Source organism: Corynebacterium antarcticum, assembly GCF_016595285.2.
GTDB classification, from domain to species: Bacteria; Actinomycetota; Actinomycetes; order Mycobacteriales; family Mycobacteriaceae; genus Corynebacterium; species Corynebacterium antarcticum.
The window spans coordinates 78,979-104,812 of record NZ_JAENIP020000003.1 but is presented as its reverse complement, the minus strand read 5'-3'; the positions used below and the strand labels follow the sequence as shown (position 1 = coordinate 104,812).

Here is a 25,834-nt window from a genome sequence, read left to right as displayed (position 1 = left end):
CCGTCACCGGCCGAAGCCGTGGATCTCCTCGCCGTCGCGGCTGATCCGTACGGCCGGGGACGGTTCCAGTGAGAGTTCCACCCTGAGCCGTTCGTCCCCCTCGCCGACGCAGTCGTAGGTGTAGGCCGTGTTCGACAGATCGACCGTCTCCACCCGTGCCCGGACGAGCCAGGGATGGTTGCGGCGGACACTGATCAGATCGTGGTGCAGCCGGCGCAGCCGGTCACCGGTCTCCCCCAGGTCGTCCGGCGACGCGGGGAACGACGGACGGACCTCGTCGTCACCGCCGATCCGCTCGTACTTCTCCCCCTCCATCCCGAACTCGTCCCCGTAGTAGACGGCGGGGGTGCCACCGACGGTGAAGAGAACGGCGGCTGCGACAGCCGCCTTCTCCGGGCCGACCTTCGTGGCGATCCGGGTGACGTCGTGGTTGCCGACGAACGTGTAGGGCGTGAAGGTTCCCAGCATGTCGTTGTGTCGACGCAGGCTCCACTCGAGTTCGAAGAAGTTCCCGTCGTTGAGTGAACTCCAGATTGCCTTCCACAGTTCGTAGGCCGTGATCGAATCGACGCCAGAACTCCGCACGTAGTCCGCGTAGTCTCCGTGGATCATCTCCCCGTAGATGAACGCCTCCGGGAACTCCTCCCGTACCCGAGGCAGGACGGAGGACCAGAACTCCGCGGGAACCGCGTAGACCGCGTCCAGACGCCACCCGGCGATGCCCCGCCGGAGCCAGTGGAGCATCACGTCCGTGACCAGATCCGCGACGCGGGGATCCTCGTGGTTGAGCTCGACGAGCCCCTCGTGTCCCTCGAAGGTCTCGGCGGATGCGGTTTCCCCGTCGAAGGAGATCCGGAACATTCCCGCGTACTCGCCGTCCGGGCCCTCCGACAGTGCCCGCTGCACCAGCGGGTGCTCACTGCTGACATGGTTGAACACCCCGTCCAGGAGCACGCCGACACCGCGGTCCGTCGCGGCGTCGATCAGCTCATCGAAATCGCCGTCATCACCCAACCGTGGATCGATGCGCAGGAAGTCCAGGGTGTCGTAGCCGTGGGACGTCGATTCGAACACCGGACCCAGCTGGATCACGTTGAATCCGAGTCCGACCGCGTAATCCAGCCAGTCGATCAGGGCGGGCAGCCGGTGTGTGAGCTCACGCTCCCCGGGGCCTGAGGGGCGCACCGGAGCCGCGGTGAATCCCAGGGGATAGACGTGCCAGGTGATGGCGTGATCAACGAAACTCATGACGTGTTTTAGCTCCTGGGAAATCGGGTTCAGGTAGACGGGATCCGGGGCGTCGACCGGCCCCGGCCCCAGTCTGCCACGGAGGCCCCGTATGCACACAGCCCGCGGGATGCCCTCAGTCGGGCCGGGCGGTCGCCGCCCGCCACGCCCGTCCCATGGCCACCAGACCGAAACCGGACAACCAGGTCCACAGGAGAACCAGGGTCGAGAGAAGCAGCAGAACGAGCCCGAAGACATCGGAGGCACTCGCATAGCCCAGCACCACGTCCCGGGTGGCGAAACCGAAGCTGAACGCCCACAGCGCACCGTAGACCGGGACCATGCCCGCGACATTCTGCGGGCGCCACGCGGCGAAGAACAGGCCGAACGCGAGCGCGAGTCGCACGGCCGCGGCGTCGACGAACAGTCCGGCGGTGACGGAGGTGTCCACACCGGGATCGACCGGTGGCGCCACCACGGCGGCCGAGTCCCCGAGGAGCACGATCGCCCAGATGACGTAGGCGAGCCCGATCCCGACCAGAACCACGCGGGACAGGGCCAGCCCGAACGCCCGGGCCGCGGCCCGGCGCCGGGCCTCCGGCTCGATGCCCGCGAGAATGGTCTCGGACAGATCCGGGGCGACCATCGGCCCCGAACCGGAGGCGGTGGACAACTTCAGCTGGCGGTTCAACGCGGCGGCGGAGTCGAGGAAAGCCCGACACTCCACGCATGCGGCGACATGGGCGTCGACGACGTCGTCGGCGATACCCGCGGGTTCCCCGTCCAGCCGGGCCGACAACGCCCGCTGGATCCCGGCGCAGTCCATCATCTGCTCAGGACCCCGTCGATGCTCGCGCGACCGGGACCGAACACCACGACCATCAGCAGAGCGGCGATGAGTACCACGACGTACTCGAACCCCCCGTCCGCGACGAACACGGTCGAGCCGAGGTGGACGAAGTAGAAGGCGCAGGCCATCAGGAGCGCGAGACCCGCGGCGACGAACGTCGCCAGGAGCCCGACGACGAGCATTCCCCCACCCACGAGCTCGGCGAGCGCGGCGATCCACGCCGACAGCTTCGGCTGCGGCACACCCGCCGCACTGAACTGTCCCGTGGTCTCGGTGATGCCGGTGAAGAAGAGCTTGTCCCATCCGTGGGCCACGAACACCAGCCCGAGGATGGCGCGAAACACCAGCAGCATGCCGTCCCTGACAACCGGTTTATCCATATCGACAGACTACCCGGTGGCACCCACGTGCCCTGACCCGACGGTCCCGGTTCCTAGAACTCCTCGAGGATGCTCCCGCGGACCTCGAACCACTTCAGGGTGTCGGCGATGCCTTCGTCGATGGAGTGCTCCGCGACCCAGCCCAGTTCGTCCTTCGCCCGGCTGGACCGGGTGAACGCACCCGCGACATCGCCCGGGCGCGGTGGCCCGGTGACGACCTCGAGCTTCTCACCGGAGACCCTGGAGAAGGCGTCGGCGAGCTCGAACACCGTGGTCCCGTCACCGGTGCCCAGGTTGATCACCCGGTAGGAGCTCTCGGCGTCAGTACCCGGGACCACGTCGTCGAAGCGCTCCACGGCCCGGCAGTGCGCCTGGGCGAGGTCCCAGACGTGGATGTAGTCACGGATCCCGGATCCGTCCCGGGTCGGCCACTCGACACCGGTCACGGTGAACGGCTTTCCCGCGTTCTTCGCCTCGATCATCTTGCCCATGGCGTGCGAGGGGAACTCGAGCTGCAGACCGGTGCGCATCTTCGGGTCGGAGCCGATCGGATTGAAGTAGCGCAGGGACAGAACCTTCAGTTCGGTGCCGTGTGCGATGTCCCGCAGCATGCCCTCGACGTGGGCCTTGGTGCGTGCGTAGGGGCTGGTCGGTGCGATGTCGCAGTCCTCGTCCACCGCGAAGTCCTCTCGGACCGCGTAGATGGACGCCGACGACGAGAAGATGATCCGCCGGCAGCCGTTGGCGAGCAGCGCATCGACGAGCTCGAGCGTTCCCTCGACGTTGTTGCGGTAGTACATGATCGGCTCCGCGACGGACTCGGGAACGACGATCGACGCCGCGCAGTGGATCGTCACGGCGATGTCCGGGTGCTCGGTGAAGATCCGGTCCACCACGGACCGGTCCGCGATGTCCCCCTCGTACACGGTGCGGTCGGTGACGAACTCCCGCCGACCGGTGGAGAAGTTGTCGAGCACGATGACGTTGTGGCCGAGCTCCATCAACGCGGAGCCGACCGTCGATCCGATGAAGCCTGCACCGCCGGTGATGAGAATGTCCATGTGGGTTCCTTGCCTGGGTTCGTCTGTCGCGCGACCGGGTTCGAGGTCGTGGCCACCGACCTCTGTCGGCGGGTAACGGAATGGTCTCGTTTCCACTGAACCTATCACTGCCGGGCGTACATCAGGCGGGACACCGCCGGGAAACAGGACGATTCCCGGACATCCACATGATTCAGCTCGTATGCAGCAGCATCTCCGTCGCACGCCGTGCCGGCCGGGGCATCATCCCCTCCCCCGGAGCGCCACCTCCACCCGGGCTCCCGTCACGGATTGCGGTCACCGCCGACCGTCCGGGCCGGCGGACCCCGCGGTCGTCCCGCCGTCGTCACGTCCCGCGCGGATCCCCATCACCGTTGTCTGGCGGGGATGCACGGAGCCCCGTTACCCTGGCATCACCGGGAACATCTCCGCCCCTGCCCGGCCGACAACGCGAAGGAACCGCCGACAGATGCTCGAACTACCGCCGATCACCTGGCAAGCGGTACTCCTCGGACTCACCGTGGCCGTGTGCGGCTATGTCCTCTCCCGGCTGATGAACTGGGCGACCTCCCGGTTCCTGCACTGGCGGGGCCGCAGCGACTCCTCCCGCCGGGTGTTCGCGGGCCTGGTCCAGGCGGCCGTGATCGTCATCTCCCTCGGCGCGGCCCTGACCATCGTCTTCCCCAGCGTCAAACCCGTCGACATCCTCGGCGGAATCGGTCTGTTCTCCCTGGCGATCGGTATAGCCTTCCAGACGGTGCTGGGCAACATGTTCGCCGGAATGGTCATCCTCGCCCGGGACCGGTTCCGTGTCGGCGACCAGATATCGCTGAAGGATCACGCGGGAACAGTGGTGGAGATGCAGCTCTCCCACACCGCGATCCGCACCTTCGACGGTCGACTGGTACTCATCCCGAACTCCGCGCTGCACTCCGAGATCGTCACCGTGCAGACGGGCTTCGAGTACGTCCGCTCCACCGTCGTCTTCGACCTCACCATCGGCACCGATCCCACCGCAGCCCGCGAGGTGGCACTGAACGCCATCCGTGAACTGCCCAGCGTGCTCTCGGATCCCCCGGCACAGGCGCTGTTCTCACAGGTCGGAACCGGGACGATACAGCTGGATCTGAGGTTCTGGACCAGCGCCCGCCAGCTCGACACCAAGGAAGCTCAGGACGCGGTGATCGAGCACGTCCTGGGTTCCTTCGCCGAGAACGGAATCACCATCGGGACACCTCCGTTGGCCGTCCAACTCACGGAGAGCCCGAATGCGGAGAACGAAGGACCGGAAGAACAGGCCTAGCAACCCTGGATCTGCACCACGCGCTAAACGCGGGTGCCGCAGGGCTCCGCCGCCCCGGAACCCCGCGATAGGGGTTGTCGTAGGAACATCCGGAGCATTGTTCTCCCGGGACGGACAGATCCCGTCGACAGCAGGAGATCCGGGTGCCGGCGGTCTCTTGCGGTGGGCTCAGGGGCACGTGTCCGACTCCATGCTCGTGGGGATCATGTGTTGCCTGCTTCTGCGTTGGTTACGCAGGTGGACTGCACGACATCAATCGTGCAGTCGTGGATGCCGCGGATGAAGAAACGTTATCGGCGTACATTCACCGGTGCGGCCCATCCCTCTGCGGTCAGGTCTGAAGCATCGCCAGTTCAGACCTCAGAGGAAGCTCGACACGAGGGTCACGCACGACAATGCCAGCATCCCCAGGCAATTGACCCGGAAAGCGGCTCCGGTTGCTTTCGCCCGGATGTGGGCTGCTGATGCGCACAGGAAGTAGGCGATGACCCCGCTGTTGGCTGCAAAGGCGATTCCGGGGACCCAGATGCCCGCGATGAGCCCCCCTGCCGCAAGCACCTTGACAACGAGCAGGATCCACCACCACTCCTCGGGGAACCGGACACCGTGGAGACACATGCGGATGAAGCCGAGCGGCCGGATCGACAGCGCCACGTCCAGGAGAAGGACGGCGGCCAGGAGAGCTGGTGGCACCCACCACGACGGAAGCAGAATCACGGGTGACCTCCCCCATGCGGGCAGATCGCCGCGAAGACGTCCCGCAACTGAGCCGTGAATTCCGACACGGACCTCTCCGGCGTGGCCGACCACATGAACAAGCTCCCGATGTACGCCGCGTGGAACGCGTCGGCACACCCGCGTGCGTCGACGGATCTCGGGCAACCGCAGGCTTCCACCAGATGCTCAAATACAGCGATCAGCCGCCGCGCGAGGTCGGTGAAGACCACGGAGGAATGTCTCCCACCGACCAGAATCGAGGCGTACGCCTGCGCGAGGTCACGACGCTCATCGAAGAGCGACACGAACGGCTCAACCACTGCCACCGCCTCTTCGTCGCACCGGGTTCCGACACCCGGGGCGAGAGCATCGGCGTACTGCTGACGCTCCGCGATAAGGCTGTCGAAGAACTCCACCAGCAGGGTTTCCTTGTCTCCGGCCGCCATCACGGTCCCGACACTCACACCCGCTTTCCGCGCGATATCCCTCACGGTCGTCTCAAGGAATCCACGCTCGTCGAACAACTTGCCTGCCGCCTCCAGCACGGTACGGCGCGTCGTCTGACGCGCCTCAGCCCGGATGCCGTTCATCTCCACCTCCTGAACCTGTTCACTGAACATGTTCAGATTACTTCAGGGGACTGAGCTCTTCAAGAGACGTTGGCGGTACACCCGCACAGAGAGTCAACCCGGAGGCGATGCCCGACATGTCCACCGCATGCCAGAACGTATCTCCCTCTCGGGTGCACCTCCGTCACATAGCGAAACCAGTGGGAATGGCGACGTTTGACGATCCGGTTCCCGACACCGAGATGCCCTCCTCCCCAGCTGTGGACACGACAAATCTCTACCAGCAGACACACGGGGCCGATCGGAAGATGCCGAAAAGCCTGGAAGCTCGCAGGAAAGTCGTTGGGTCTCCACGCGGTGACTTCATTGAAGCAGTGGGCCCTGGCATATTCAGTGACTCCACCGACAAGCCATGAAAAGGACTCGAACGACAAAAAGGAACCAGAACGAAGCAATCCAACTCAATAACGCAGAAGCCACACTCTCCGAAAGCGGGGTCTGCACCGGTAACGTCTGGGAGAAATACGCCCACACCACGGTGGACACCGCTGAAACGCGGGAGCCCCCTGAATACTCCACGGACAAGATCTTCATCGGCGACCACACCATCACCGTCGCCTAACGGTGCCTCGACCACGGAGACACGATCGCCCCGGAAAACACGGAAAAGGGGAAGTGAGAACCCCAAAGAGTTCGACACTTCCCCTCGACGTGGAGCTAAGGGGAATCGAACCCCTGACCTCCTCGATGCGAACGAGGCGCGCTACCAACTGCGCTATAGCCCCTCACGGTGCTTCCCTCGGGAAACACCCGGGAACCGGGATCCGGACTCAACCGGACCACTCGGTGCTGGTGGACATGTTACGCCCACAGGGCCGGTGACACAATTTGGGCTCTGCCCTCCCGGATCAGTGCCCGTCACCCGCCCGAAACCGGTAGTACCGGTCGCCCGGTCAACCCGCCCGGCGCGGGTGGTAGGTCGAGATGTCGATCACGGTGTCCTCATCGCTCCCGGCCCCCGCGAAGCCCTCGTGGAGTTCGAGCTCGTGGAAATCGGGGCTCTCATCGTCAATCTCCAGGACGACCGCACCGGGACGTCGCAGGCGTGCGGGAAGCCCGAGTTCGGCGTCGGCTGCATTACGTACGCCGAGACGTGCGCGGCGGATCTGACGGATGCGGCGGGCGCGGAGTTCCTGTTCGGCCATGACCTGGGTGCGCAGCGCGTAGAGGTACATGCCGAGCAGCAGCCCCACGGCGGCTGACACCAGCCAGTACAGTCCGCCGAACAGGAAACCGATGCCGAGACCCGCCAACAGGAGCACGGCGAGGATGATCAGGGTGCGTTGGCGCCGTCGGAACCGGGCTGCGGCGTAGGCGTCGTGTGTCTCCGGATCGAATCCGCCACGACCACGGCGGCTCGCGGCGAACGCGATGTCCTCTTCGGTGAGTTCCGGTTCGGCCTCCTCGATCTCGGCGACAGCGGTATCCGCGGTATGCGGCTCATCCCCGTAGTCGTAGGCCTCACCGGTGTCGTCAGCTGGCCGGTAGTCGCCCGCCGGGTGCAGGAGGTCGGCGGGGTCGGTGTAGGCGTCGTCGTGGTGGAACGCCTCTTCGTCGTCGTCATCGTCGAGCTCGACCGCGGGGACGACCACGGTATCGACCGTCTCGGAGTGCGCGGCCAGGGCGGGTAGCTCCGTGACGACCTCACCTTCGAGGATCTCGATGGCGTCCTGTTCGGTCGGGCGTGTCCGGGCGCGCATCCGGCTGCGGATCTCCGCTGCCGCCGCCCTGCGGCGTTCGCTGGCGGTGGCGGTGCCGGAACTCCTGTCTCCGTCCTCCGCTCCCGACCCGGCACCGTCGTCGACCGCCGACCTCCGGCCGAACAGGGCGGAGAAGAAGCCGCCGATACCGGAGCCGCGCGCCGCCCCCTCGTCCTCGTGGACGGCGGGCTCACCGGCGTCGTGTTCCACGGTCCCGTCGTCGACCCTGCTCCGCTGTCCTTCGATGACCTCCGGATCGTCGAGCAGTTCGTACTCACCGACGTCCGGTTCCCCGGAGTCGATCGGAGCTGTCGGAGATCCCTCGTGGCCGTGCGCGTGGTGCCCGAGCCGTGGCCTACGACGGGGAGTCTGCGTGGCATCGTCCCCGGAGAAGACGATGCGGGTGTCGTCGAACCCTTCACCCGCGTGTCGGATGGGGCGCCGGTTGCGCAGCACGAGTGGAAGGAGCACAAACAGCCAGACCACGATCATCAGGCCGATCACGAATGTCCCGAACATGAGCGTCCGCCCACCTTCCACTTGATTGCAACAGAATGACGGGCAGGGTGACCTGCCACTTCCACCCAACACTAACCGTGTTCGACGGGGCTTTCCGGTAGGCACGCCGGGTGTTCGCGGGGTCGGGAAAACCAGCGTCAGTCCGCCTTCCGGAGGATTCTGCCGCCGCGTATCAACCGGTCGACGCAGGAATCGAGGAACTCCCCCTCGGTCAGTGCCACGAGATGGTGGTCCCTCCAGTCACCGTCGATGTGGAGGCACCGCACCAGGTAGCCCTCCTCACGGAACCCGTTGATCGCGAGGACCCTTCCCGATGCCGGGTTGGCGGGCAGGTAGGTCGCGGTGACCCGATGCACACCGACTCTGCCGAAGGCGTGGTCCGTACCGAGTGCGACAGCGGCCGTCGCCACACCGCGCCCGGTGTAGCGACTGGACACCCAGTAGCCGATCCAGCAGTCGGACACGACACCGTGCTGGATGTTGCCGAGGGTGAGCTGCCCGGCGAAACACCCGTCGCATTCGATGGCCATGGGGACCAGGACCCCCGTGTTCGCCATCGTGCGGAGGGTCAGGAGAAGTCGCCACCAGGCGGAGCGGTCGTGGGCGCTTTTCCAGGTGCCTGCGACGGTGGGCTCGACGGGGCGGAGGATCTCCACGTCCTCGGTCCGCATTGCCGACCAGGACCCGGCGTCACGCCGCAGCAGGGGGCGGAGGCGTACCGGGGAGCCGTCGGGGAGAATGACCCGGTCGGTCACTTCGGGCCAGCCCGGGTGCTCGGGGTGCGGATCACGGCCCACCTGCTTCTCCGACCGCCTGACCGCACGCCCGAAGGGATCAATCACCTGCGTCCACGTCCCCGGCAGGTCCGGTCACTGACTCTGGGAGAGGAAGAGGACATCGACGACGTCTCCGGGACGGATCGCGGTGACCTCCTCCGGGATCCGGATCATCGCGTTCGCCGCCCCCATCCCTGCGAGCAGGTGGGCGGGCGCACCGCCTGCACCACCGAGTCCCTCGACGAGGTAGTCGCGCGTCTCGGCGTCGCGCATGAGGCGGGCCCGGATGAGTCCACGGCGTCCCTCACGTGAGGTGATGCGGTTGAGCGCCCGGGCCTTGACGGTCCGGCGGGTGGCGTTACGCTTGCCGAGCGACAGTCGCACGACCGGGCGGATGAATGTCTCGAAGATGACGAGGGCGGACACCGGGTTCGAGGGCAGGAGGAACACCGGAATGCCCTCCTCCCCGAGAAGACCGAACCCCTGCACGGATCCGGGGTGCATGGCGACGCGGGTGGTGTCGATGTCGCCGATCTCGGAGAGCACCCTACGGATGGTCTCCGAGCCGGCACCGCCGACCGCTCCCGAGATGACGATGATCTCGCTGCGCAGCATCTGTCCCTCGATGATCTCCCGCAACCTGCGGGGCTCCCCGGCCGCGATACCGACCCGGTGGACATCCGCGCCGGCTTCCCTGCCCGCGGCGGCGAGCGCGTAGGAGTTGACGTCGTAGACCTGCCCCCGACCCGGTTCCCGGTCGATGTCGACGAGTTCGGCGCCCGCGGAGATCACGGACATCCGGGGACGGGGATAGACGAGGACCTTCGGGTGACCGACGGCGGCGAGCAGTCCGATCTGCGCGGGGCCGAGCACACTGCCCGGTGACACCGCGACGTCGCCCTCACGGATGTCGTCCCCGACCTTGCGCACGAACTCACCCGAGCGTACGGGGCGTTCGGCGGTCATTCTCTTGTGCCCGCGGTCCGACCAGGCGAGCGGGAGAACCGCGTCGGCGAGGGTGGGCAGGGGCGCTCCGGTGTGCACGCGCACGGCCTGCCGCGGCTGCAGGCGGAGCGGCTGCTGCGAGCCCGCGGGAACTTCACCGACGACGGGAAGCGATTTTGCGGTCGCCTTCGTTTCCCCGTCCGGATCATCCTTCGCGGAGGAGAGCTCCGGGGAACCGATTCCGCGTTCCCCTCCGACGTCAACGGCGCGGACGGCGTAGCCGTCGATCGCGGCCTGGGTGAATCCGGGGAGGGGGCGTGTCGCCTGGACCTCCTCGGCGCACATGAGGCCGAGCGCCTCGGAGATGGCGATGCGAACCGGTTCCGGGGTGACCGCGGCACGGGTCACGAGGGACAGTTGCTGTTCGACGGAACGCACTCGCTTCGTCTCCTTCCCGACGGACACGGACCTGATCACCGCATCGTTCCGCCGTCATTGTAGTGCGGTGGAGCTACTCCGGGGCGCTATCGCCGCGGGAGAGTCCGGGTGTCGCGACTCCCCCGCACCGCCGGCCCCACAGCGGCTAGTCGGATTCGAGGAGTTCGCCGACCCATCTGCGCAGAGAGGGGCCGTACTCGGGGTGGTGGATCCCGTAGTCGACGCAGGCCCGGATGTACCCCCCGGGGTTTCCGAGGTCATGGCGGCGCCCCTCGTGGATGACGATGTGCACGGGGTGCCCCTCGGTGATCAGGAGCTCGATCGCGTCGGTGAGCTGGAGCTCACCCCCCTTACCGGGTTCGATCCGGCGCAGCGCATCGAAGATCGCCCTGTCGAGCAGGTAGCGTCCGGTCGCGACGAAGGTCGAGGGGGCGTCCTCCCGCGCAGGTTTCTCGACCATGCCGAGGACGCGCTTCACGTCACGCGCATCAGCGTCGATCTCCTCGATGTCGAACACGCCGTAGTTGCTGACCTGGTCGGGTTCGACCTGGAAGGCGCAGAGCACGCTGCCGCCGAGTTCGGCGCGGACCTCGGCCATCCGTTCCATCACCCCGGTGGGGAGGACGAGATCATCGGGGAGCATGACGGCGACGACGTCCTCGTCGTCATCCAGCACGTTCTCCGCGAGCCCGACCGCGTGTCCGAGTCCGAGGGGTTCGTCCTGCTCGACAGGCACCGCGCGGATCAGCGAGGGGGCGCGGCGCACCTTTTCGAGCTGTTCGTTCTTGCCCCGTTCCTCGAGGGTGCGCTCGAGTTCGGGGTGCTCCTGAAAATGCGCGAGCACGCCCTGTTTCTTGGGTGCGGTGATCACCGCGAGCCGGGAGGCCCCCAGGTCGGCCGCTTCCTCGGCGATCAGTTCGATCCCGGGCGTGTCGACGACCGGAAGCAGTTCCTTCGGGACAGTCTTCGTCGCGGGCAGAAAACGGGTGCCCAGCCCCGCTGCGGGGACAACGACCGTCTTCACCGCATGCTTGTGCATCTTCATCGGCTTGCTCATACTTTGAGCCTACCGGCCCCGTATAACGAAACGGACAACGGATACCCGAGTGGGTGATTAGGATGATTTGACATGGATATTCGGACGCCGGAGACGACTTCCGGCGCAGTCGTCGATCCCCGGGAAGTGAAGGAGACGCTGCGCCGCTCGATCCTGGATGCCCGGGCGTCCACGCCCCCCGGGCGGCGCCGGACACTGGACACGCGTCTGGTCGAGGGTGTCCTGCAGCTGATCCGCTCCGGCGACCCGTCCACGGTCGCCGCGTACTCACCGATGCCGGGGGAACCGGGTGGAGGGCTACTGGTGGAGGCGTTGCTGTCGGTGCTCCCGGGGATCTGGCTGCCGGTGAGCGGACCCGCCGGTCGACTCAGCTGGGCCTTCTGTGAGTCAACCGGCGACCTGCACCGTGGCAGGTTCGGGATCACGGAACCTGCCGGCCCCCGGATGGAGACTCTCCCCGGGGATGTGGAGCTTCTGCTGTGTCCCGCGCTCGCCTGCTCGGTGGAGGGCGTTCGGCTCGGCAGAGGCGCCGGCTACTTCGATCGCGCACTCGCCGGTGTTGACCGGAACCGGTGCAGAATCATCGCGTTGACATACGATTCAGAGTTGCTCGACGGGCTGCCGGCGGAGGCACACGACGAACCTGTGGACGGGGTCCTCACCCCGGACGCATTCCACACCTGCGCTGCACCGACGGAAGGTCGGGGAACCCCCGATGGTTCCGGAGCGTCCCACAGGCATGAGAAATCCCCGCGGAACGAGGCGTGATTCCACGAAGCCCGACCCCCGCCCCGGGTGGCGCTCCCCCGTCACCCGGGCACTGACCCCGGGGTGGCGGCGTAGCCGTGCGATCCGTCGGTCCACGGCCCTGCTGCTCGTGGTGTCGGCCGCAATCACCGCGGTCTTCTCGACCCGGAGCGACGATCCGTGGGCCGTCACACTCGCGCGTCCGGTGACAGCGGGGGCGGAGCTGAGCCGCGAGGACCTGGATCTGGTCCGGGTCCCGCCCGGCCTGCACCCGGAGGGAACCCTCGAGTCCGTCGATGCGGGCGTAGGACGGATCGTCGTCACCTCCGTGGATCCGGGACAGGTCCTGACGACGTCGCTTCTGATCGACCCCGGTGCGACGGCACGGATGCTCGGAGGAGCCGAGCACAGCTCCGGGCGCGGCAGGCCGACCCTGGTACCGCTCCGCCTCGCGGAACCCGCGGTCGTTCCTTTTCTCGTCCACGGCGATACGGTCACCGTTCTCTCGGCCGGGGACGGGGGTCCGGGGGCAGACTCCGATGCCGTTGGACCGGGGGTGGACGCGGGATTCCACGTCATCGCCACCGGAGCACGTGTGATACTGACGGCGCCACCCGGCGATCGCGGAGGTCAGAGCGCCGCCACCGTTCTGCTTGCTCTGCCGGAGGAGGACGCACGGAGGGTCGCGGCCGTGTCGTTGACGTCCCCCGTCACGGTCGTTCTGACGGGTCCACGGGCGGCTGGAGCGGAGAAACCGGTCTGAGCCATCTAGAGTGTTCACGTCGCCTCAGCGACGAACACCGTGTTTTCCCCTAACTAGGAGCTGCAGACCTTCATGCTTAACGGTTTCAAGAATTTCATCATGCGGGGCAATGTCGTCGACCTCGCGGTTGCGGTTGTGATCGGTTCGGCATTCACCGCGATCGTCACCGCCTTCTCGAACAACCTCATCAACCCGCTGCTCGCCGTGTTCGGCGGCACCGACTACGCCGGCCTCGGCTTCCACCTGCGCCCGGGCAACGAGGCGACGTTCATCGACTTCGGGGCGATCATCACCGCCGCGATCAACTTCCTCATCATCGCGGCGGTGATCTACTTCGTTCTCGTCGCCCCCATGAACCGGGTGAAGGAGATCCAGGCCGCGCGTGCCGGCAAAGAGGACGAGGAGACCCCCGCTCCCGTGGAGGTGGAGCTCCTCACGGAGATCCGCGACCTGCTGAAGGAACAGGGCCACGGCCCCACGGCGGAACGCCTGGGCTAGCCCCAGTGCGGCGGACGTTGACTCCGCCAGTACGTTTCATCGAAGCCCTCGGACACGGACGCGTCAGATCCGCCCTGTCCGGGGGCTTGCGTCATGCGGCGGGTCACCGATGCCCTGTCGACCGAACGGTCGATGTTCTCCGCGGTGGACGGCCTGACAACCCGGCGACGTGGGCGCGAGGATGTGGACATGCTCACTCCACTAGTCCATCGACCATGCCTGAAGCTGGTCGATGATGTGGTGGACCAACGGTCCGAGTGTCGCCATACCGTCGCGGATGGCAGCCCGGGAGGGGGCGAGGTTGACGATGACGGTCGATCCGGACACCCCGGATATTCCCCTGGACGTACCGGCGTCGATCGCGCCGCACGCCAGGCCGGAGGCGCGCAGCGCCTGGGCGATTCCGGGGAGAATCTGATCGAGGACGGCGCGCGTGGCGTCGGGTGTCTTGTCCCGGGGGCCGACACCGGTGCCGCCGACCGTGATGACCAGATCCGCCCCGCCGACGACGGCGGTCTCGATGGCCTTGCGGATCGCGCTCTTGGTCGAGGTGACCTTGACCACCGCGTCGACCGTGAAATGGTCCTCCTGGAGCAACTCGGTGACCAGACGATCGGTGTCGTCGCGGTCATCGGCGATCTGATCCGTGACGAGAACCACGAGCGCCCGACGGGGAGCCGGAAGGGGCCGGTTTCCCTCGGCGGCCTTCAGGAACTCCGGGTCCGGCTCGCCGAAATCGTCCAGGACGCTGCTGTCGGGGGCCAGGTTGTTGTCCATGTCCTAGGAGTGTACTTTCTCCGCACCAGCGGCGTCGATTGATCGTTTCATTTCCGCGGACGTTGGCGGTCTTCGCCGATCAGCTGTCGGTCAACGTGACCTCGACGTCCCGGCTGGTCCCGTTCTCCGGATCAGCCACCTTCAGTGTGACAGTTTCACCGAACTCATGCGAGCGAATCGCGGCGATGAGCGCGTCATTGCTGTCGATCACCCGGTCATCGACTTTGAGCACCAGCTCACCGGGACGTATGCCGGCTCTCTCCGCGGGGCCACCGGGGGTGAGTGACTCGACGAGCCCACCCCGGTACCGCGACTTCTGGGCGAGCAGCACCCCGAGTAGCGGGTGTGTCACCACGCCGGTGTCGATGAGCTGCTGCGCGATACGCCGGGCCTGGTTGACGGGGATGGCGAAGCCGAGTCCGATGGATCCCGCCTCGCCGCTGGCGGTGGAGGCGATGACGGAGTTCATTCCGATCAACTGCCCCTCCATGTTCACCAGGGGACCACCCGAGTTGCCGGGGTTGATCGCGGCATCGGTCTGGATCGCGTCGATGAGGGAGGACTCCCCGCGGTCGCCACCGGCACGTACGGGGCGGTTGAGCGCCGAGACGATGCCCGTCGTCACCGTCGCACTCAAGCCGAGCGGCGAACCTATGGCGACGACCTGTTCACCCACCGTCAGGTCGTCCGAGTCGCCGAAGGTCATCACCGGGAGATCCTTCGCCTCGCGGAGCTTGATGACCGCGATGTCGGTCTGGGCGTCGGTGGCGACGATGTCGGCGAGGTACGAACGGTCGTCATTCAGGTTGACCCTGATCTCCGCAGGTTCGCCGACTCCCGTCACCACGTGGTTGTTGGTCAGGATCATTCCGTCCGCGGAGATGATCGACCCGGATCCCTCCCCCGCTTTGGTCGGTCCGGTGACCTCGATGGAGACCACGGCAGGCAGCACACTGGCAGCGACGTCCTCGACGCTTCCGGCCGCCGGCAGGCTGGTCCGGTGGGCGGCGGGTTCGTTGAGGGCGTTCACCTGCGGCGCGGACGGGACGGGCTGCTGACTGTCCCGGCTCACCACCACTCCGGTGATGGTTCCGGTGAGAATGGCGGTGGTGAGCATGAGTGCGGTGACGGGCACGACGCCGAGCCCCTGTCTCTTGTTTGACCGGTGCCGCCGAGGCTGCGGCTGGGGGGCCGTCGGGGTCACGCCTTGAGTGGGGAAACCACCCTGGGGCGGTGGGGTCTGCCCGTTCCCCGTCTGCCGCGGATACGGCGATGCGGTCCCGTCAGAGGAGCCTCGGCCTGAATGCCACTGTGCGGCGCCGCCGGCGAAATCCGATCCCGTGTTGCCGTACGGGTTGCCTGCTGAACCACCCGTGTCCTGGTTGCGGTCGAAGCTGTCGTTGTTCATGGGTCCGATTATCGTCCTTGCTTCTGTACGTTGGCTGTGAATCAACTGTAGGTCGGTTGGATACCTGCGTCAGATCAGCTGTCGACGCCGTCGTCGACGGAGGGGGTGCCGGGGAGGGTGACCCGCATCATGGCTCCCCCGTCGTCGGACTCCTCGGCGGCGATGGTTCCCGCGTGGCGTGCGATGACCTGCGCGACGATCGCGAGGCCGAGTCCCGATCCCGGCATGCTGCGGGCGGCGATGGACCGGTAGAAGCGCTCGAACACCTTCTGCCGGTCTTCCACGGGGATACCCGGTCCGGAATCCGAGAACCTCACCTCGATCACGCCTTCCCTGATCTGCTCCATGTCGATCCGCACCTCACCGCCTTCGGGCGACCATTTCGCCGCATTGTCCATGAGGTTGAGGGTCGCCCGCCCCAGGGCGAAGGGATCTCCGTAGAGGAACCACGGTGTCGAGTTGAACGTGAAGGTGACGTCCGGCCTGCGGCGGCGCACCCGCTCCAGGGAGGTCTCCATGCACTCGACGAGATCGATGCACTCGACGATCTGCTGCGGCCCGTCCTCTCGGGCGAGATCGACGAGGTCCCCGATGAGAGTCGACAGTTCCTCGATCTGGGCGATGACGTCGTGCTCCAGATCCCTCCGGTCCTGCGGACTGATCGAGGCGCCGCTCTGCCTGTCGACCATCATGAGGAGCTCGACATTGGTGCGCAGACTGGTGAGGGGCGTCTTCAGCTCGTGCCCCGCGTCCGCGACCAGCTCCGCCTGTCGACGACGCGACGCCGACAGGGCCGCCAGCATCCCGTTGAAGCTGCGGGTGAGCTGTGCGAGCTCGTCATTGCCCACCACCGTGATGGGCCGGAGGTCGTCGGTGCGGGCGACGTAGTCGACGGCCTGCCGGAGCCGGCTGACAGGACGGAGTCCGGTCGTGGCGACGACCATGCCCGCCGCGATGGCGATGAGAACCCCGATGCCGCCGATCAGGAGCAGCACCAGCCCCAGCGAGGAGATCAGCTGGTGGGTGCCGCGCATGTCCTGGGCGAGGATGACGGTCGCGCCTATCTTGTTCTGTCGGGCGAAGATCCGCTCGTCACCGCTGCTGCGCACGGAGACCTCACGACTGCCCTGGAGAACATCGACCTCGTCGAGGATCGGGACGCTGTCCCCGATGGGTTTCACCGACCCCGGTGGGTAGTACGCGACCCGGATGTCGGGGTTGTAGGTCTTGAACGCCGCGACCTCGACCGCGGGGTTGTAGACGAAGGCGGGGTCGAAGCTGTTCTGCAGCAGCGAAGACGCCTTGTCCTCGAGCTCCTGGTCCACGTGCCGGGTCAGGGAGGTGGACACCGTCCAGTAGGCGACGACGGTCATCACGCCGACGGCCACCGCGACCATGACTGCGGTGACCAGTGACAACTGCCATCGTAGCGGCGCACGCCGGGACCAACCGACGTGCGTCTGTTCGAGTGGATCCGGCCCGTCGTCCCCCACAGCCGGGCCGGAGTCCGGCGTCGGCGTACGGAGAATCACGGAGCAGTCTCCCGGAGGACGTAACCGACGCCGCGGACCGTGTGGATCAGTCTGGGTTCACCGTCGGCCTCCGTCTTGCGACGCAGGTAGCCGATGTAGACCTCGAGAGCGTTGCCGGAGGTCGGGAAATCGTAGCCCCACACCTCTTCGAGGATCGACGCCCGGGACAGCACCCTCCGGGGATTGCTCATCAGCAACTCGAGGAGGGCGAATTCCGTCCTGGTGAGACTGATGGACCGTTCACCCCGGGTCACGTCCCGGGTATCGGGATCCAGCCGGAGATCCTCGAACTCGAGCTCCCGGGAGCCGACGCTGTTCACCGCGTCCGCGGCTGCGCGCCGGAGCAGTGACCGCACCCGGGCGAGAAGCTCCTCCAGTGCGAAAGGCTTCGGCAGGTAGTCGTCGGCACCAGCGTCCAGGCCGGCCACCCGGTCCGAGACCCCATCCCGGGCCGTCAGCACGAGGATGGGGCGATCATCACCCGTGGAACGCAGGCTGCGGCAGACCTCGAGACCGTCGACCTTGGGCATCATCACGTCAAGAATCACGAGATCGGGCTGTTCCTTGGCGATCAGTTCGAGCGCGGCCTCACCGTCTTCCGCGAGCAGGACGTCGTACCCGTTGAAGGAAAGCGAACGCCGCAGTGACTCACGGACCGCCTGTTCATCATCTACAACCAGAATCTTCATGCACCCATTGTGCCCTCATCACATGTGTTTTCGCTGAGCATCCTCCGCGCACGCCTCGGGGCGGGCGCTGACGTGGGAAAACACCGCGGACGGATGGCGGGCGCCCCGATCATTCCGGCGCCGCGACGCCGCGGGACACGGAGACACACCCCAGCCGGGGACGTGAGAAACCCGCCCCCGCACAAGATGTGCGGGGGCGGGTCCGGGAAGGGCCTCCCGACCGCGGCCGGGGGACCGTTACCTCAGAACTGCTCGACCTCGACGAGGCCCAACTGCGCGGCCTTGACCAGGCGGCGCGGAATCAGGTGCTCACGGCCGTCGATCTTGACCTCCTGGAGGGCGACATTGTCGGCCTTCCACTGAGAACGACGGTGGTGCGTGTTGGCACGGGACATACGACGCTTCGGAACTGCCATTTTCTATTCCCTCCTCTAAGCCTTCTTGGCGCGACGGGCACGGGACCCGTAGCGACGCTGGAACTTCTCGACACGGCCGGCGGTGTCCATGACGCGCTGCGCTCCGGTCCAGAACGGGTGCGACTCGCTGGTGACATCGACGACGATGAGCGGGTACTCGTTTCCGTCCTCCCACTCAACGGTGCGCTGGCTCTTGGCGGTGGAACGGGTCAGGAACTTGTGACCTGTGCCCGCATCCTGGAAGACCACCGGGTGGTAGTCGGGGTGGATATCCTTCTTCATTCTCATCCCTTTAAGATCACGTACGTGTGCTGATCGGCGTACTGCGCTCTGGGAGCGCGGTGTGCAGCCGCTGACAGATACTGGTACTAACGGTGCCCGCAGGCCTGCCACGCCACCTCGACGAGCGACGTCATCCGGATGAACCGGCACCGTACCCGCCCACGCTGGTGACACCCCCGACCAGATCTGTGACGACCGCGCCGGGGGCATACCGCGGCGCAGCCGTGTATGCATCGGTGAATCCTACAACGTAGGACGCCGAATACCGAAATCCCGGAACGACGGGGCCCGATACTCCTTAGATATAAGAGAGGCGGGGCACCACCGCAGAGGGTCCGCCCGCACATCCTGGCGGACACCCGGACCGACCCGAACCATGGATTCAATTCGACCCGTCCATCCTAGTCGCCACTTCGCGGAGATTGCAAGGACGCCGTGGTGCGGCACAGCGGGCACCGGCGGCCGCACCGGTCGACCGGCTCCGCGAGCGGCGACACCCCGAGAGTCGCGACCGGGAACAAAGGTTTTCCGCGCATCCCGCGGACGGTCCGGACACCGCCCCAGCCGGCACGACGGCCCCACACACCGGAGCGGCTGACCCCGGGAGTCGCCGGATGGACCGGCCACGAGTCCGACGCCACGCCGGTCTCCACGTGCAGTTCGGCAGCTCCCCCGAGACAGCGACGGTCTGAGCCGACCGGCGAATTAGGCAAAAGTTCGTCTTGACGGTATGGTTGTCCCTTGCTGTTGTCGAAATATTCGTTATCGCCCGCACATCTGTCATGGCCGCGCCCCGTTTCCCACCTGTTCACGCAGGTCAGCGAGGCGGAGCGGCTGCGGTCAGCGTTGTAGCCGGGCGGCTAGGAGAAAGAAACCCATGTCGGCTATTTGCCAGGTCACGGGACGCAAGCCGGGTTTCGGCAAGTCCGTCTCGCACTCGCACCGGCGCACCAACCGCCGTTGGAACCCCAACGTGCAGCGCCGCAAGTACTACCTGCCCTCTGAGGGCCGGACCATCACGCTCAACGTGTCCACCAAGGGCATCAAGGTCATCGACCGCGACGGCATCGAGGTCGTTGTCGCCCGTATCCGAGCTCGCGGAGAGAAGGTCTAGAGATGGCACGTAATGATATCCGTCCGATCATCAAGCTGAAGTCCACCGCGGGCACCGGCTACACCTACGTGACGCGGAAGAACAAGCGCAACAACCCCGATCGCATCACGCTGAAGAAGTTCGATCCGATCGTCCGCAAGCACGTCGAATTCCGCGAGGAGCGATAATTCATGGCCAAGAAGTCAAAGATCGCCAAGAACGAAAAGCGCAAGGAAATCGTCGCCCGCTTCGCGGAGCGTCGCAACGAGCTCAAGGCCATCATCAAGAACCCGAACTCCTCCGACGAGGAGCGCATGGATGCGCAGTACGAGCTGAATCGCCAGCCGCGCGACGCCTCCCCGGTTCGCGTCCGTAACCGTGACGCCGCTGACGGCCGTCCCCGCGGTTACCTCCGCAAGTTCGGCCTGTCCCGTGTCCGCGTCCGCGAAATGGCTCACCGCGGTGAGCTCCCGGGCGTCCGTAAGTCCAGCTGGTAAGGGAGTAGCGAAATGAAGCGCACCAACATGAAGAAGGCGCGGATGGAGCAGTCCCGCCGCCCCAAGAAGAACCCGCTCAAGGCCGCCAAGATCGACCGCGTCGATTACAAGGACATCGACACCCTGCGGCTGTTCATCTCCGACCGTCACAAGATCCGGTCCCGCCGGGTCACCGGCCTGACCCCGCAGCAGCAGCGTCAGGTCGCGACCGCGGTCAAGAACGCACGTGAGATGGCTCTTCTGCCGTTCACCAGCCGCTAGATTGAGGATTCATCGGGGGACCCGCGAGGGTCTCCTTCCGCAGCCGCCTGAAAAGAGCGTCTATGCGATGACAGCGAACTTTCGCCGCTGACACTCGTGACACGGCCAAAGTAACGTCGGTGCACAACCGTCGTGAACAACCGGCCCGCAACAACCACCCCTTCACCGGGTAGTGGCGCTTGCGGGCCGGTTTTCGTGTGTCCGGACCCGGTGCCGACGTCGATCACCGGTGTCTCCGGCCGGTGCTGGTAAATTGAGTCGGAAGATCCTCGAGCACACGACCATTCCGGAGGACGACACCGTGCTGCATGACTCACTCACCGACCTCGCTGAACAGGCCCCCCTGTGCGCCTCAGCGGCAACCGTGCGGGGAGTACTGACGGAGTCGCACGATCTGCTGCGCAACGCCCTCAACCACAGTGCCGATGTCCTGGAGGTCACCCGCTGGTACACGACCCTGGTGACCGATGCCCTCCACAGCCCGGGCGCGGTGTCGCTGACCCGGGGTGCGGAGATCGTCATCACGGGCCCGTACAGCCGTGGTTCCGGAACACCGACGGCGAAGCTCCACTGGTTGACCGTCCTCCCGTCCGACGTGGAGAACACCACCGGTGACCCCTCCACGGAGCTCGCCGCACTCGTCTCGGAATCCGGGATCCTGCTCGGACACCTGCCGGGTCCGATGGGGCCCGCAGACAGGTCCACGTGGTCGGCCCGCATCGACTCAGCGGTCGGAACCGGTGACGGGGCCGCGTTGGGATTGCTCGCGGACGCCGGTGACTGGTTCACCCGGGCGGTCATCGAACGCTGCCGGGACTTCACTCCGCTGCTCGCCGAGGCGGTGGAGCACCGGCCTCCGGCCGTTCGCTCCCGGGAGGGTCTACCGCGCAAGGATGTCGCCATCGACGTCCAGGGGCAGCTGCTCACCCCGCTCGGACAGATCGCCCGCTGGGCCGGAGTCGCCGCCGGGTGCACCCAGACCGGTGTGCCGGAGAGAATCGGCGCCGCACGGGCGGCCGGGGTCCTGCTGCCCTCCGAGGCGGACTACCTTCTCGAGGCGTGGGAGGCAGGTCTCGAGTTGACGCTCACACGGTGGCTTGAGCGGGTCCAGGATGAACCGACGACCCTCGACATGCTCCCCCAGCTTCAGCGGTCCACCTTCGGCGCAGCGTGTCGCATGCTCGCGGACGTCACCCGGTCCACGGCGGAACGCCACGGTGTCGACACCGGGGAATACGGCAGGGACGCATGACGACCGCATCCGGGAGATGCCGGTGTGCCCCGTGCTCACCGGCTAGACTCTGGAGATCCACGGTCCTCGAACAAGAAAGGCGGGTGAGCTAGATGGCTGGCGCTGTCGGACGGCCACGCAAGAACAGCCCCCGCCGCAGGGGGAGCACGGCCCGCGAGGAGATTCTCGACGCTGCCGCGGAGCTGTTCACGACCCAGGGTTTCGCCACGACCTCGACGCACCAGATCGCCGATGCGGTGGGGATCCGGCAGGCGTCGCTGTACTACCACTTCCCCTCGAAAACGGAGATCTTCCTGACTCTGCTGCAGTCCACGGTGGAACCGTCACTCGCTCTCGCCGAGCGACTCGAGGCCTCGGATGCGGGCCCGGAGCTCAAGCTCTGGGCGCTCGTCGCCGCGGAGGCACGGCTGCTGCTCTCCACCCGCTGGAACGTCGGCAGGCTCTACCAGCTGCCCATCGCGTCGTCGGCCGAGTTCACGGACTTCCACGGCCAGCACCGCGAGTTGAAGGAGATCTTCCGCTCGATGGCGGCGGAGCTGACGGGTCGCGATGATCAGCGCATCGAGCTGCCGTTCTATCTGGCGCAGTCCGCGACGGAGATGCGGAGCAATGACGGTGTGGTTCCGTTCCCGTTGTCCGCGGAGACCCTTCCCCCGACCGCCGTGATGCTCGCCGACGCGGCGCTGACGGTCCTCGGCGGTCTCGCCCCGGCGGACCGCGTCAGCCGGACCCTGGAACTGCTCGTCACCGGCTGAGACCCGGCCCCGGGCACCCTATCCCGCGCGAGCCACCAGGCGGTGGGCCTGGGCGATGAGCGGCGCGTCGATCATCTCACCGTCCATCTTGAACGCACCGGGATGTCTCCGCGCCTCCTCGACGATCCTGCGGGCCCGCTCCAGCTGGGCGGGCTCGGGGGCGTAGGCCCGACGGACGACCTCGATCTGCCGGGGATGGATGCATGCGGTGGCGGCGAACCCGGACCGGGCCGCATCGGCGGCCTCCTCATAGAGTCCGCGGTCGTCGTTGAAGTCCGCGTGCACGGCGTCGACGGTGAATTTACCGGCGGCCGCCGCGTGCATGTGCATGAGGGAGCGGGCCATCAGCATGGTGCCCCGGTAGCGGCCGGGACGGTCCTCGGGAGCACCCTCGTCAGGCTGCACCCGGGAGTGCGTGCCGCCGAGATAGGCGCAGAGATCCTCGGCACCCCAGTACAGCCCCACGACATCGGGATCCGCCGCGAGTGCGCCGAGATTGAGAACGGCCTGCGGCGTCTCGATGAGCGCGATGATCCGGAAACCGCGCACCTCGTCCGGGATCCGGTCGGTCACCTTCGGGACGATGACGGTGCGGTAGTCGGTTTCCCGGATCGCCCTGACATCGTCGGCGAACCCGGGATCCTGCGGACCGCAGACCCTGGCGATCGTCCGCCGTGGGTCCAGGCCCGAATTGATGATGTTGCGTCGCCCCTCCTCGCGGGAGACCGAGCCCGCCCCGTCCTCGAGGTCGAGGATGACCATGTCCGAGCACGCCGCCGCGCGCGCGAAGCGCTCGGGGCGGTTGGCCGGGGCGAAGAGCAGTGCGGGGCCGGTGATCACGGGGTCCGGTGCCCCGCCTTGTCCGCTGGTTCCGGTCATCATCGGTCCTCTCGCACTCGGTGGCGCGGTCGTGGGTCGGCCACACCCGGGCCGCACCGGGGGCCGGTGCGGCGTCTCAGGGACCATTATGCCGGAGATCCCCCGCACGTACGCGGGATTCCGGGATCGGTCGGTCAGTGTGCGAAGTGGCGTGCTCCGGTGAGGTACATCGTCACGCCCGCCTTCTCGGCGGCCTCGATGACCTCGGCGTCACGGATCGATCCTCCGGGCTGCACGACCGCTGTCACACCCGCCTCGGCCAGTACCTCGAACCCGTCGGCGAAGGGGAAGAAGGCGTCGGACGCGGCGACCGCGCCACGGGCTCGGTCCGCCCCGGCCCGCTGGACGGCGAGACGCGCGGAATCGACCCGGTTCACCTGTCCCATGCCCACTCCGACGGTCGCGCCGTCCGCGGCGAGCAGGATCGCGTTCGACTTCACCGCGCGGACGCTGCGCCAGGCGAAGACCAGATCGGCGAGGGTCGCGTCGCCCGCGGGCTGACCGGCCGCGAGGGTCCAGTTCGCCGGGTCGTCTCCGTCGGCGTGGACGAGGTCGCGCTCCTGGACGAGAACACCGCCGGAGATCTGGCGCTGTTCGAATCCGCCGCGGACGGGTGCCTCGGCGACGAGGATGCGGATGTTCTTCTTCCGGGAGAGCACCTCGACCGCACCGTCCGCGTAGGACGGCGCGATGATGACCTCGGTGAAGATCTCGGCGACCTGCTCGGCCATCTCGATGCTGATCTCCCGGTTGGCGGCGATCACGCCACCGAACGCGGAGACCGGGTCACACGCGTGCGCCGCCCGGTGCGCCGCGGCGATGGACTCATCGGAGACGGCGATCCCGCAGGGGTTGGCGTGCTTGATGATCGCGACACAGGGACGCTCATGGTCCCAGGCCGCGCGCCAGGCGGCGTCGGAGTCGGTGTAGTTGTTGTAGCTCATCTCCTTGCCGTGCAGCTGCGTCGCATGGGCGAGTCCGGCGCCGTCGACGTCCGCGTAGAGGGCGGCGGACTGATGGGGGTTCTCCCCGTAGCGCAGCGTCGCGGAGCGCACGTGGGTGGAGCCGATCCAGGTGGGGAATGCCTCGTCCGCGCCGGTCTGTCCGGTGAGCCAGCCGGCGACGGCCACGTCGTAGTCGGCGGTGTGGCGGAACGCCTCGGCGGCGAGACGGGCCCGCTCATCACGGGTGAAGCCGCCCTCCGCGGCCGCACGGGCGACCTCCCCGTAGCGCGCGGGGTCGACGACGACGGCGACGGAGGGGTGGTTCTTGGCGGCGGCACGCACCATCGACGGGCCTCCGATGTCGATCTGTTCGACGCACGCGTCGAAGTCCGCGCCGGAGGCCACGGTCTCGGTGAACGGGTAGAGGTTGACCACGACCAGCTCGAAGGGCTCGACATCGAGCTCACTGAGCTGGTTGAGGTGCTCGGGACGACGGGTGTCGGCGAGGATTCCCGCATGTACACGGGGATGGAGGGTCTTGACGCGTCCGTCCAGGCACTCCGGGAATCCGGTGAGTTCCTCGACCCGGGTGACCTTCACCCCGGCCTCGGCGATCCGGGCGGCGGTGGAACCGGTGGAGACGATCTCCACGCCCGCGGAATCGAGGGAACGCGCCAGTTCCTCCAGACCGGTCTTGTCGTAGACGCTGATGAGTGCGCGGGTGATTGCCTTGCGGTCGTCGCTCATGGCTGCTGTGTGGGCCTTTCGGTCGTTCGGGGTTGTGTCGTTGTGGTCCAGCGTAGGTGCCGGGGGTGACTCCCGGCGTGCCTCAGGGGGTGCGGCTACGGTGCGGTGCCACGCACGTCCGCGGGGTCGACGGTGTCGAGCAGTTCGACGATGAGTCGGCGTTCGACGGTCTTGATGCGCTCGTGGAGACTGTCCACGTCATCGTCCGGCAGGACGGGAACCGCGGACTGCGCGAGAATCGGGCCCGTGTCGACTCCTTCGTCGACGAGATGGACCGTGCAGCCGCTGACCTTCACCCCGTGCGCCAGGGCGTCCGGTACCGCGTGTGCCCCGGGGAAGGACGGAAGGAGCGCGGGGTGGGTGTTGATGACCCGGCCCGGGAAGCCCGCGAGGAACCCGGGGCCGAGGATCTTCATGAATCCGGCGGAGAGCACCAGATCCGGTCGCATCGCGGTGACGGTGTCCCGCAGTCGCTCATCCCACTCGGTCCGGGGCCGGTCCCCGGTGAGCGGTACGACCTCCACCGGGATCCCGGACGCGGACGCGCGGTCGCCGGCCCCGCAGGGCTTGTCGGTGACGACGCCGACGACGACGTAGTTCGGATAACCGGCGTCGAGGATCGCCTGCAGCAGGGTTCCCGCACCGGACGCGAGGACCACCACTCTGGTCAGTTGTCTTTCTTCGGTCACCGGGACAATGTTAGTACCCGGTGG

General features: G+C 67.0%; 29 protein-coding genes and 1 tRNA gene. 10 read left to right on the top strand and 20 right to left on the bottom strand.

Going from position 1 to position 25,834, the window contains the following annotated elements:
* Window positions 1-3 precede the first annotated feature (3 nt).
* The 4 genes from JIM95_RS07835 to galE form a co-directional block, all read right to left on the bottom strand.
* Window positions 4-1,248 carry an alpha-amylase family protein gene (locus JIM95_RS07835; RefSeq protein ID WP_200259677.1) on the bottom strand — a complete coding sequence of 415 codons (1,245 nt, stop codon included), beginning with the start codon at window positions 1,246-1,248 and terminating at the stop codon, window positions 4-6.
* A gap of 115 nt (window positions 1,249-1,363) precedes the next feature.
* Window positions 1,364-2,056: a zf-HC2 domain-containing protein gene (locus JIM95_RS07830; RefSeq protein WP_200259674.1), complete on the bottom strand. Its 693-nt coding sequence runs from the start codon at window positions 2,054-2,056 to the stop codon at window positions 1,364-1,366.
* Entirely contained in the window at window positions 2,053-2,457 is a 405-nt protein-coding gene (locus JIM95_RS07825; protein WP_200259671.1) for a DoxX family protein, read from the bottom strand. The genes JIM95_RS07830 and JIM95_RS07825 overlap by 4 nt, the downstream gene beginning before the upstream one ends.
* A 53-nt stretch (window positions 2,458-2,510) precedes the next feature.
* Window positions 2,511-3,518 carry a UDP-glucose 4-epimerase GalE gene (galE, locus tag JIM95_RS07820; RefSeq protein ID WP_200259668.1) on the bottom strand — a complete coding sequence of 336 codons (1,008 nt, stop codon included), beginning with the start codon at window positions 3,516-3,518 and terminating at the stop codon, window positions 2,511-2,513.
* 448 nt (window positions 3,519-3,966) lie between these two features.
* Between galE and JIM95_RS07815 the strand changes: the two genes are divergently transcribed.
* Window positions 3,967-4,800 (top strand): mechanosensitive ion channel family protein, encoded by an 834-nt coding sequence (locus JIM95_RS07815; RefSeq protein WP_200259665.1) that lies wholly within the window; start codon window positions 3,967-3,969, stop codon window positions 4,798-4,800.
* A 360-nt stretch (window positions 4,801-5,160) separates the two neighbouring features.
* On the opposite strand, the gene JIM95_RS07810 is transcribed toward JIM95_RS07815, so the two are convergent.
* From JIM95_RS07810 to JIM95_RS07780, 7 genes are all read right to left on the bottom strand, one after another.
* Window positions 5,161-5,517, bottom strand: coding sequence for a DoxX family protein (locus JIM95_RS07810; protein ID WP_198737566.1), 357 nt, complete (start codon window positions 5,515-5,517; stop codon window positions 5,161-5,163).
* Window positions 5,514-6,137: a TetR/AcrR family transcriptional regulator gene (locus JIM95_RS07805; RefSeq protein WP_200259661.1), complete on the bottom strand. Its 624-nt coding sequence runs from the start codon at window positions 6,135-6,137 to the stop codon at window positions 5,514-5,516. The genes JIM95_RS07810 and JIM95_RS07805 overlap by 4 nt, the downstream gene beginning before the upstream one ends.
* A gap of 661 nt (window positions 6,138-6,798) precedes the next feature.
* A tRNA-Ala gene (locus tag JIM95_RS07800) sits at window positions 6,799-6,871 on the bottom strand.
* Between the two features lie 168 nt (window positions 6,872-7,039).
* Complete coding sequence (sepX, locus tag JIM95_RS07795; protein WP_200259658.1) at window positions 7,040-8,365, bottom strand: divisome protein SepX/GlpR; 1,326 nt, start codon at window positions 8,363-8,365, stop codon at window positions 7,040-7,042.
* A 137-nt stretch (window positions 8,366-8,502) separates the two neighbouring features.
* Entirely contained in the window at window positions 8,503-9,207 is a 705-nt protein-coding gene (locus JIM95_RS07790; RefSeq protein ID WP_200259655.1) for a GNAT family N-acetyltransferase, read from the bottom strand.
* A gap of 27 nt (window positions 9,208-9,234) precedes the next feature.
* Window positions 9,235-10,524 carry a molybdotransferase-like divisome protein Glp gene (gene glp / locus JIM95_RS07785; protein WP_200259652.1) on the bottom strand — a complete coding sequence of 430 codons (1,290 nt, stop codon included), beginning with the start codon at window positions 10,522-10,524 and terminating at the stop codon, window positions 9,235-9,237.
* Between the two features lie 145 nt (window positions 10,525-10,669).
* A complete protein-coding gene (locus JIM95_RS07780; RefSeq protein WP_200259649.1) occupies window positions 10,670-11,581 on the bottom strand; it encodes a UTP--glucose-1-phosphate uridylyltransferase in 912 nt (303 codons plus the stop codon).
* A 72-nt stretch (window positions 11,582-11,653) separates the two neighbouring features.
* On the opposite strand from JIM95_RS07780, the gene JIM95_RS07775 reads away from it, so the two are divergent.
* From JIM95_RS07775 to mscL, 3 genes are all read left to right on the top strand, one after another.
* Window positions 11,654-12,349: a 5-formyltetrahydrofolate cyclo-ligase gene (locus tag JIM95_RS07775; protein WP_200259646.1), complete on the top strand. Its 696-nt coding sequence runs from the start codon at window positions 11,654-11,656 to the stop codon at window positions 12,347-12,349.
* Window positions 12,321-13,091: an SAF domain-containing protein gene (locus JIM95_RS07770; RefSeq protein WP_200259643.1), complete on the top strand. Its 771-nt coding sequence runs from the start codon at window positions 12,321-12,323 to the stop codon at window positions 13,089-13,091. The genes JIM95_RS07775 and JIM95_RS07770 overlap by 29 nt, the downstream gene beginning before the upstream one ends.
* A 72-nt stretch (window positions 13,092-13,163) precedes the next feature.
* A complete protein-coding gene (gene mscL / locus JIM95_RS07765) occupies window positions 13,164-13,589 on the top strand; it encodes a large conductance mechanosensitive channel protein MscL (protein WP_200259640.1) in 426 nt (141 codons plus the stop codon).
* A gap of 201 nt (window positions 13,590-13,790) precedes the next feature.
* Here the strand turns inward: mscL and JIM95_RS07760 are convergent, their stop codons facing one another.
* The 6 genes from JIM95_RS07760 to JIM95_RS07735 all read right to left on the bottom strand — a co-directional run bounded on the left by JIM95_RS07760 (window position 13,791) and on the right by JIM95_RS07735 (window position 18,693).
* Window positions 13,791-14,366: a MogA/MoaB family molybdenum cofactor biosynthesis protein gene (locus tag JIM95_RS07760; RefSeq protein ID WP_200259637.1), complete on the bottom strand. Its 576-nt coding sequence runs from the start codon at window positions 14,364-14,366 to the stop codon at window positions 13,791-13,793.
* Window positions 14,367-14,445: 79 nt separating this feature from the next.
* The gene (locus JIM95_RS07755) at window positions 14,446-15,774 is read right to left on the bottom strand and encodes a S1C family serine protease (RefSeq protein ID WP_200259635.1); all 1,329 of its coding nucleotides are present in this window, start codon (window positions 15,772-15,774) and stop codon (window positions 14,446-14,448) included.
* A 74-nt stretch (window positions 15,775-15,848) separates the two neighbouring features.
* Window positions 15,849-17,306: a HAMP domain-containing sensor histidine kinase gene (locus JIM95_RS11490; RefSeq protein WP_248113418.1), complete on the bottom strand. Its 1,458-nt coding sequence runs from the start codon at window positions 17,304-17,306 to the stop codon at window positions 15,849-15,851.
* The gene (locus JIM95_RS07745) at window positions 17,303-17,995 is read right to left on the bottom strand and encodes a response regulator transcription factor (protein WP_200259632.1); all 693 of its coding nucleotides are present in this window, start codon (window positions 17,993-17,995) and stop codon (window positions 17,303-17,305) included. The genes JIM95_RS11490 and JIM95_RS07745 overlap by 4 nt, the downstream gene beginning before the upstream one ends.
* Window positions 17,996-18,237: 242 nt before the next feature.
* Entirely contained in the window at window positions 18,238-18,411 is a 174-nt protein-coding gene (rpmF, locus tag JIM95_RS07740) for a 50S ribosomal protein L32 (protein WP_200259629.1), read from the bottom strand.
* Between the two features lie 15 nt (window positions 18,412-18,426).
* On the bottom strand, window positions 18,427-18,693 hold the full coding sequence (locus JIM95_RS07735; RefSeq protein WP_198735423.1) for a type B 50S ribosomal protein L31: 267 nt from the start codon (window positions 18,691-18,693) through the stop codon (window positions 18,427-18,429).
* 877 nt (window positions 18,694-19,570) lie between these two features.
* On the opposite strand from JIM95_RS07735, the gene rpmB reads away from it, so the two are divergent.
* The 6 genes from rpmB (at window position 19,571) to JIM95_RS07705 (ending at window position 22,551) form a co-directional block, all read left to right on the top strand.
* Window positions 19,571-19,807, top strand: coding sequence for a 50S ribosomal protein L28 (rpmB, locus tag JIM95_RS07730; protein ID WP_198735422.1), 237 nt, complete (start codon window positions 19,571-19,573; stop codon window positions 19,805-19,807).
* Between the two features lie 2 nt (window positions 19,808-19,809).
* Window positions 19,810-19,974, top strand: coding sequence for a 50S ribosomal protein L33 (gene rpmG, locus JIM95_RS07725; protein WP_010187624.1), 165 nt, complete (start codon window positions 19,810-19,812; stop codon window positions 19,972-19,974).
* A gap of 3 nt (window positions 19,975-19,977) precedes the next feature.
* Entirely contained in the window at window positions 19,978-20,283 is a 306-nt protein-coding gene (gene rpsN, locus JIM95_RS07720) for a 30S ribosomal protein S14 (RefSeq protein ID WP_198737577.1), read from the top strand.
* 12 nt (window positions 20,284-20,295) lie between these two features.
* On the top strand, window positions 20,296-20,544 hold the full coding sequence (gene rpsR / locus JIM95_RS07715) for a 30S ribosomal protein S18 (protein WP_198735420.1): 249 nt from the start codon (window positions 20,296-20,298) through the stop codon (window positions 20,542-20,544).
* A 253-nt stretch (window positions 20,545-20,797) separates the two neighbouring features.
* Window positions 20,798-21,796, top strand: a complete 999-nt coding sequence (locus tag JIM95_RS07710) for a putative nucleotidyltransferase substrate binding domain-containing protein (RefSeq protein WP_200259626.1) — start codon at window positions 20,798-20,800, stop codon at window positions 21,794-21,796.
* 92 nt (window positions 21,797-21,888) lie between these two features.
* The gene (locus JIM95_RS07705) at window positions 21,889-22,551 is read left to right on the top strand and encodes a TetR/AcrR family transcriptional regulator (protein ID WP_200259623.1); all 663 of its coding nucleotides are present in this window, start codon (window positions 21,889-21,891) and stop codon (window positions 22,549-22,551) included.
* An 18-nt stretch (window positions 22,552-22,569) separates the two neighbouring features.
* On the opposite strand, the gene JIM95_RS07700 is transcribed toward JIM95_RS07705, so the two are convergent.
* The 3 genes from JIM95_RS07700 to purN all read right to left on the bottom strand — a co-directional run bounded on the left by JIM95_RS07700 (window position 22,570) and on the right by purN (window position 25,819).
* The gene (locus JIM95_RS07700; RefSeq protein WP_200259620.1) at window positions 22,570-23,430 is read right to left on the bottom strand and encodes an HpcH/HpaI aldolase/citrate lyase family protein; all 861 of its coding nucleotides are present in this window, start codon (window positions 23,428-23,430) and stop codon (window positions 22,570-22,572) included.
* 134 nt (window positions 23,431-23,564) lie between these two features.
* Window positions 23,565-25,121: a bifunctional phosphoribosylaminoimidazolecarboxamide formyltransferase/IMP cyclohydrolase gene (gene purH, locus JIM95_RS07695; RefSeq protein ID WP_200259617.1), complete on the bottom strand. Its 1,557-nt coding sequence runs from the start codon at window positions 25,119-25,121 to the stop codon at window positions 23,565-23,567.
* 95 nt (window positions 25,122-25,216) lie between these two features.
* A complete protein-coding gene (gene purN, locus JIM95_RS07690; protein WP_200260129.1) occupies window positions 25,217-25,819 on the bottom strand; it encodes a phosphoribosylglycinamide formyltransferase in 603 nt (200 codons plus the stop codon).
* Window positions 25,820-25,834: the final 15 nt, after the last annotated feature.